Source organism: Cohnella sp., from assembly GCF_041640265.1.
GTDB lineage: Bacteria > Bacillota > Bacilli > Paenibacillales > Paenibacillaceae > Cohnella.
The window spans coordinates 1-7,697 of the sequence record NZ_JBEQAP010000095.1; the positions used below are offsets into that span (position 1 = coordinate 1).

A 7,697-nucleotide genomic window follows, 5' to 3' on the forward strand; every position below is an offset into this window, starting at 1 on the left:
CGGTTCCCGTCTGGGCACATCCGAACAAGTCGCGGCCTGCCAGCACCGGCGGAATTGCCTGCTCCTGTATAGGCGTAGGCTGTGTATAATTTTCCTTAGCCAGCGCTTTGCATATTGGGGGAATTAACTTCAATTGTTCAAATGTCATATATTCTCCTTCTTGAGGCCGCATCGATTTACAAGCCATACTTGCATTATACTCTAGTCAGGGAGAAAAGCTAAATTCCTGATTAAAAGCAAAAGGACAGAGCAGCCGTTCCCAATCGAACGGCTGCTTTCTACTGCTCGAATCACCTGCCAATTCAAGCTTTTGTAACATGGCTTATTCGTAACATGGCTTCGTCAATCGAAAGCAGCTCTTTCTCGTTCGTTCCACGGTCAACGTATTCTACATGACCATGAATCGCGTCCTTACCAACGACGATACGAATAGGGAGCCCGATTAAGTCGGAATCATTGAACTTTACGCCTGCCCGTTCGTCCCTGTCATCGAGCAGCACTTCGATCCCCTTGTGCCTTAATGCGTCGTACATATCATTCGCTATTTTCCTCTGTGTGTCGTCCTTCATCGAGATCGGAATGAGATGCACGGTGTAGGGAGCAATTGCAAGTGGCCATACAATGCCGCGCTCATCATGATGCTGCTCCACAATCGCCGAAACGAGGCGAGACACGCCAATGCCGTAACAGCCCATAATCATCAACTGCTCTCTACCGTTCGCATCCAGGTAGCGTGCTCCCATTGCCTCGCTATATTTCGTCCCAAGCTTGAATACATGGCCCACCTCAATTCCTTTTACGAACTGGAGCTTACCTGCTTCGCAACGAGAGCATGATTCGCCTTCATTGACGTTGCGGAAATCACCGATGCGCTCTATTGTGAAATCCCGACCCGGAACGACATTCATGAGATGAAATTCGCTTTCGTTTGCACCTGCTACACCATACTCCATACGGGCTACGGCTTCATCTACAAGGAGAGGGATCGACAACCCGATCGGTCCTGCAAACCCTACCGAAGCACGCGTAACCGCTACTGTCGTCACCTCGTCTGTAAGTGCTACCGTATCGACACCTAACGCATTCTTTACCTTGATTTCATTCACTTCATGGTCCCCGCGAACAAGGAGTGCGATTGGCTTCCCATCGGCCGTATAGATGAGTGTCTTCATGACGTCCATGGGACTGATTTGCAGATGCTGGCCAAGCTGCTCAATCGTGTGAACGCCGGGAGTGTGAATTTTTTCGATCATGGGTATTTCATTTCCGCTGGTTGTAACGCGATCCTCCATAGATGTTGCCTTCTCTACGTTCGCAGCATACCCGCAATGCGTACAAACCGCGATGGTGTCTTCCCCGATGTCGGCAAGAGCCATGAACTCATGGGTGCCCCCTTCGCCGCCGATTGATCCCGCATCGGCTTCTACCGCCCTGAATGTTAATCCGCAGCGTTCGAATATACGGTGATACGCATCGTACATCGCTCTGTAAGACCGATCCAAACCCTCCCATGAGGTATCAAAGGAATAGGCATCTTTCATAAGAAATTCGCGACCTCGAAGCAAGCCGGAACGTGGACGACGTTCGTCGCGGAATTTGGTCTGGATTTGATATAGGGTGACAGGCAGCCGACGATAGGAATTGATTTCGTTCTTCACTAACATCGTCATGACTTCCTCGTGTGTTGGACCTAACGCAAACTCCCGCTGATGCCGATCGGTGAGTCGGATTAGCTCTGGACCATATGCGTGATAACGGCCCGATTCCTTCCACAGCTCCGCAGGCTGAAGTGCCGGCATGAGAAGCTCTTGTGCGTCGGCACCGTCCAGTTCTTCGCGCACAATTCGTTCTACATTGCGCAGGACGCGCCAGCCCAGCGGCAAGTATGTGTAGATGCCTGCGGCAAGCTGTCGAATACAGCCCGCTCTCAGCAGTAGTCGGTGACTTGCAACTTCTGCTTCCGTCGGTACCTCTCGTAATGTGTTGGCAAATAGTTGGGTTTGACGCATGACCATACCTCCTTATTGGGCACATCGAAACAAAAAAACACACTCGTCAGGGACGAATGTGTCGTGGTACCACCCTAGTTTTGATCGCCTGTTCCCGGCGATCCTCCATCCGAATAACGGTCGGCACCGGCAACGGTTACTTGCATTCGCCGCTGCAGCTCACAAGGCGGGGTATGTATCTTTCGGGGGAGACCTTGCAGCTCTAGGGTCTCTCTCTGTGCCGCCGAATCTGATAACATGCTCCTTGGTCAAAGCTGTTCCTGTCATTTATTGTTATCGATCATAGTCGATGCGGAGATCCATGTCAAGTATGTACATCTATAATGAGTAAGCTTCCTTAATCCAGGAAAAGCCGCGTAGAATCAACGGAATGCCACTGCCACTCCCGCAGCAGCTCCAGCAGACAATGATCTTGCCCGGTCCCTTCCGCATATATCATACGTTGTTTTAATTTGCATTTTTCCGGTCAAAATGTATAATATGATTAACGTTATTCGAGGAGTTGTGTAAATCATGAACTTCCTTACAGACGAGAAAATCCTAAAAGTCCTTAAAGGCTACAATGAATGGTGGATTTCAAACAAAATATCTTCAGAATTAACAAAACCAGTAAGACGACTTGCCTATTTTGAAGCAAAGAAAATATTTGAACACCCCCAAATTAGACGTGAAATTATCTTATCTGGTCCCCGCCGCGTAGGGAAGACCACCATCATGTACCAGACAATCGATGACTGTTTACAGAAGGGCGTTCCTTCGAAAAACATTTTGTATGTCTCTTTTGATCATCCAATGCTGAAACTATGTGATATCGGAAGGATCCTCGAGGTATTCCAGAACAATCTAACTCCAGACGAGCGTGATCTGTACTTTTTCTTTGATGAGATTCAATATGCACAGGACTGGGACCTTTGGCTAAAAACTCTTTATGACCGATACCCCAGTTATCGCATCATGGCGACAGGGTCTGCCAGCCCTATTCTTGCAGAAAAGGCGAAAGAAAGCGGTGTAGGCCGCTGGACAACCATTCGGATTCCTACACTTTCATTCTATGAGTACATTGATTTAATGCAAATCCCCAAGCCAGAGCTGTCCAAGAATGTATTCCCCACAGCTCTGGGATCATTGGAACCCGCTAGCTTAGCTCAGCTTATGATGAGTTTAGAGCCACTCCAGAAGCATTTTCATCGTTATTTATTGGTCGGCGGATTTCCTGAAGTAGCTTTATCCGATGATGTTGGATTAGCCCAAAAAATCATTAGGGAAGATGTCGTGGATAAAGTTCTGAAACGTGATATGGTTTCTCTCTTTCCTATCCGAAACGTTGCTGAATTGGAACAAATTTTCCTTTATCTCTGTATGATAAGTGGCAACATCGTCGTACAAGACACCATAGCCAAGGAAGTTGGAATTTCGAGGCAAACCGTTGCAAACTATATGGACTTCCTGGAGCAAGCAAATTTAATATATATAAGCCAGCCAGCTGAACAAACGGGAAAAAAGGTCTTAAAGGCAAAGCCAAAAATATATTTAGCTGACGCTGCTATAAGAAATGCTGTTCTGATGATTGGAGAAGAAGTCTTAACGGATTCCGTTGAGATGGGGATGATCATTGAGACGGCCATCTACAAACACGTACATTCTTTTAACTACTTAGACACGACCCAGGTAGGCTACTATCGTGATTCAAAAACAGAAAAAGAAATTGACATCATTGTAACTTACCGCACCCTATCCAAAATTCTAATTGAAGTAAAATATCGTGAAAACACAGGAATGTCTACTAAAGAAGCCATCGTGGAATGGGCGAATGATGCCAAAACAGCCGCGGCTATCGTCATTACGAAAAACAGCACAGATTACGGTAACACGGACCATCCCACCAAATGCCCAATTACTAAAATCCCCGCCTTTGCATTCTTGTATTTGCTCGGGCATGCGGAGTATACACGGTATTTGGAATCGATTAAGGGAAAATAGGTGGCTTATTTCGGCGGTGATCGAATGGGATCAATGAAAAGAACTCCGAAAACCCCATTACATTCAAGGGTTTCTGGAGTTTTTTTTCGCTCCTGTTGCCTGTAGAGCCTCCGAATAGAAGTAGGATTTTGATGTTTTTTGTCGAATATGATGGAAAGCATATTCATTTTGAAACGGCTGAGAAACCTCCTTCGCCATATGCTCCAGGCTGCGGGTTCAGGAGTGTTTTCTTCCTTTCAGTGTGGGAGGGCATAACCAAGTGATAGTCAAAACAAAGTTATACATTCCACCTGTGAGGGACCATTTCGTGCAGCGTGATTCATTGATGCGCTTGCTTGACGAGGGGATGAAAGTCAAGCTGACGCTGCTTTGCGCACCGGCCGGCTATGGAAAGACGACAGCGTTAAGCGAATGGGCAAGGCATCATGGCCGACAGGCTGCATGGGTTTCACTAGATAAACAGGATGACGATTGGGTTCAGTTCTGGAATTGCGTCACCGCTTCCATCCAGAAATTGATAACTGGCTTCAGTCCATCTGTTCAGCTGCTTCTTGAGTATGGGCCATCAGGGTCTTTGGTGTCCCCGGAGCCTGCAATTCAGGCTATGCTGAATGAGTTGGAACAAATAGACAGCGAGTTTGCAATCATCCTTGACGATTTTCATTTAATCGAATCTCGCGCAATCCATAAATCTTTAAGCTATCTACTAGAGCATTTACCTTCTTCTATTCATCTATATATAGCAAGCCGTACGGAATTGCCCATACCGACCGCAAGGCTTCTGGCCAAAGGCCAGCTGCAGCGAATTACGATACAGGACTTGCGTTTTCAACCCGAAGAGGGGCTTGCCTTCTTCCGGGATATGACGGATTTGTCCTTGACCCGTGAGCAAGTCGCTAGGCTGTATAAGCAGACGGAGGGCTGGATCAGCGGCTTACAACTAGCGGCGATTTCATTGAAACGCAGTAATAACATCACCGATTCTATCATGAAGTTCAACGGCCATCAGCATCATATCTCCGAGTATTTGCTAGAGGAAGTGTTTCTGCATCAACCGGAGGAAACGCGCACATTTTTGCTCCGAACGTCCATTTTAAGCCGCATAAATCACTCGCTTTGTCAGGCCGTAACGGGCCAGGCGAATTGTCAGGAACAATTGGAAAAGTTGGAGCAAGCGCACTTGTTTATCATCCCCTTGGATGATCAGAGAAATTGGTTTCGATACCATCATTTATTATCCGATTTTTTGCAGACGATGTTTACCCGAAAGGGGGGCGAGGAGTGTGCGAAGGCGCATGTTAAAGCTGCAAAATGGTTGGAATCCCATGGCTTCACAGAAGATGCGGCGGAGCATTATTTGGCGGGAAAACAGTACGAGGATGTCGTCCGACTGATCGAGAACCACCTCCCTCTTTTCCTCTCCAAAAGTACGATTCTTACCCGATGGATTCTGCAAGTGCCGGAAAGCCTGCTTGCGGGTCGACCGTTCCTTGAATTGTTTTATTTGAACCTCATGGTTGGATTCAGGGGGCTATGGGGGGATATTCCTCTAAAAGTAGAACAAGCGAAAATCCGTTATGAGGCGCTACAAGGTCAAATGAATGAAGCCGAGTGGAAGGAAATCATGGGCAATATTTATGTCCTGTGTGCGCTCTCCTGTTATATCCAGAAAAATTTGAACCTTGTGGGGGACTATCTGATCAAGGCCGATCCTTATTTTTCAACACACAGCCTCACTCACAAATTAGGACACAACAAGCATTTCGGGTTGGAGGAGTTCGACGATCATTTAGGCTATATAAATGACCATCATGAGGCAGCCGCCTTTCTGCAAAAGATGACGAACCATTACGGCCCCCGTTCAGATCATATGTATGTGCCGTCCATGTTTGCCTCTTACGGAAAACTGCTGTATGAATGGAACCGGGTAGATGAAGCAGAGGATTGCTTGAACCAAATTCTGGCTCCGAACATCAAACTGTCCATTCCGCGAGTTTTGTTTCAGGTTTATATTGCCGCTGCGCGAATTCAGCAAGGAAAGGGACATTCAGTCTGGGCGCAGAAGTTGATTGAACAACTTAACATGCAGATTGATTCTCCCGACTATGACATCTTTATTCGAAAAATTGAGGCGGAGCAGGCCTGCTTGGCTGTTCGACAGGGCGACACCTGTTCAGGCCATAAGTGGCTTCAGCGTTGCGGTATGTCCCATACGGATGACCTGTCGCTTGATAATGTGTTCGAGCATCTGGCTTTAGTTAACGTACTCGCCGCTTGCGGGTTTATGGAGGAAGCTCTGACACTATCGGAAAAACTGCTTCATTTTTTGGTGAAAGAGGGTCGTCTAAGGGATCGGATCAAAATCCTGATGTTACAAAGTGTCATCTTCTACCAGCTGGGTCAGAAGGAAGAGGCACTCTTTAAGCTTGAAATAACTTTACGCTTGGCTCATCCGGAAGGGTTCATCCGCAGCTTCGTCGATAAAGGTACTGTGATGGCAGAGCTGCTGTCTGAGTATTTGCGGACTAACAAAGGATCTTCAGCTTATATGGATTATGTTCGCAGTCTGCTGCATGCCTTCCACGGGCTGCAATCGAAGCCCAATAAAGCCATCCAGGTACAAGTGAGCTGTTTTGGACCATTTAAAGTCACGACTGAGCAGGGACAGGAAGTCAAATGGCGCACTGCCAAAACGAAAGAGTTCATGGCCTACCTTGTCCATCATCGTGGGGAACGTGTGGAGAGGGATATAATCCTGGATAGCTTGTGGGGGGATGTGGCAGTAAATAAAGCCATCGGACAACTCAGCACAACGGTCTACTATCTCCGCAAAAATCTAAATGCCATCGGACTTGAAGACATCGTTCAACATGTCAACGGCTCTTATCGAATTCGAATGGAGCCGTTACATTGCGATTACGATGAATGTAAACAATTGTTATGTGCAGACCTGCCAACCGATAGCGACATGCTCCAAAACTATAAAGAACAACTGGTGGACATTTATAAGACGGGTTATCTGGATAGACATGATTATCGCTGGGCGGAAGCTTCGCGAAGCCACCTAGAAAGCGAGTATACCCGCAAACTGCTTCAGCTTGGTGAACAATACGTGCAGATGCAAGAATATTCTACCGCCATCAACCTGCTGACAAAGGCGCTGGAATGTCAACCATTAAATGAAGATATCTATGGCAAACTAATTGAGGCCCAATTGCTTGCGGGCGACCGTATTTCTGCAAGAAAGCAATATGATGCTCTCAAGCGAATGCTGCAATCCGAGCTGGGTTTAACCCCGAAGGAGTCCATAAAGAAATTGCTGCAGCAAGCTGGTCAAGAAGCAGATTGACATCGAGATAAGATTCGTCTATGGCCTTATTCAAAAAGTGGAGATAAACGATTCGTCGTCTACCTCCACTTGACTCATTTTCAGGGACTTAACAGACAGCCTTTTGTTTTATCGCTTATTGCTTAAGATTCCATTAATACCTAAAAATATCATTTTTTCGCTTCTCTTTTAACATAGCATTTCCACCCGCCACGGCTTCCAGATCAGATTCGGATAGCTCCTGCTCTGTAATCATGTCTGGCAGGACGAAGGTGTAGTGAGCGCCTTCATTTTCGACGAAACGCAGCTTAAAGCCTTGCGGTATTTCCTTGCCTATGGCTTCCTTAACGGCTTGTGCAGGGTTCTCCAAGCATAATTGG

Annotated in this window: 5 protein-coding genes and 1 pseudogene; 2 read left to right on the top strand and 4 right to left on the bottom strand. The window is 46.9% G+C overall.

Translation table 11 applies throughout. From position 1 onward, the window contains the following. The 3 genes and pseudogenes from ACESLK_RS29570 to ACESLK_RS29580 all read right to left on the bottom strand — a co-directional run. Window positions 1–148, bottom strand: a pseudogene (locus ACESLK_RS29570) (DEAD/DEAH box helicase); the annotation flags it as partial. 154 nt (window positions 149–302) lie between these two features. Further along, complete coding sequence (locus ACESLK_RS29575) at window positions 303–2,009, bottom strand: proline--tRNA ligase (protein ID WP_373233439.1); 1,707 nt, start codon at window positions 2,007–2,009, stop codon at window positions 303–305. A gap of 74 nt (window positions 2,010–2,083) precedes the next feature. Further along, window positions 2,084–2,248 (bottom strand): hypothetical protein, encoded by a 165-nt coding sequence (locus ACESLK_RS29580; protein WP_373233440.1) that lies wholly within the window; start codon window positions 2,246–2,248, stop codon window positions 2,084–2,086. Window positions 2,249–2,522: 274 nt separating this feature from the next. On the opposite strand from ACESLK_RS29580, the gene ACESLK_RS29585 reads away from it, so the two are divergent. Both ACESLK_RS29585 and ACESLK_RS29590 read left to right on the top strand, forming a co-directional pair. Continuing rightward, on the top strand, window positions 2,523–3,989 hold the full coding sequence (locus ACESLK_RS29585; protein ID WP_373233441.1) for an ATP-binding protein: 1,467 nt from the start codon (window positions 2,523–2,525) through the stop codon (window positions 3,987–3,989). Window positions 3,990–4,248: 259 nt separating this feature from the next. Beyond that, entirely contained in the window at window positions 4,249–7,338 is a 3,090-nt protein-coding gene (locus ACESLK_RS29590; protein ID WP_373233442.1) for an AfsR/SARP family transcriptional regulator, read from the top strand. A gap of 133 nt (window positions 7,339–7,471) precedes the next feature. Here the strand turns inward: ACESLK_RS29590 and ACESLK_RS29595 are convergent. Continuing rightward, a partial coding sequence (locus ACESLK_RS29595; protein ID WP_373233443.1) for a hypothetical protein occupies window positions 7,472–7,697 on the bottom strand: 226 nt, incomplete at its 5' end.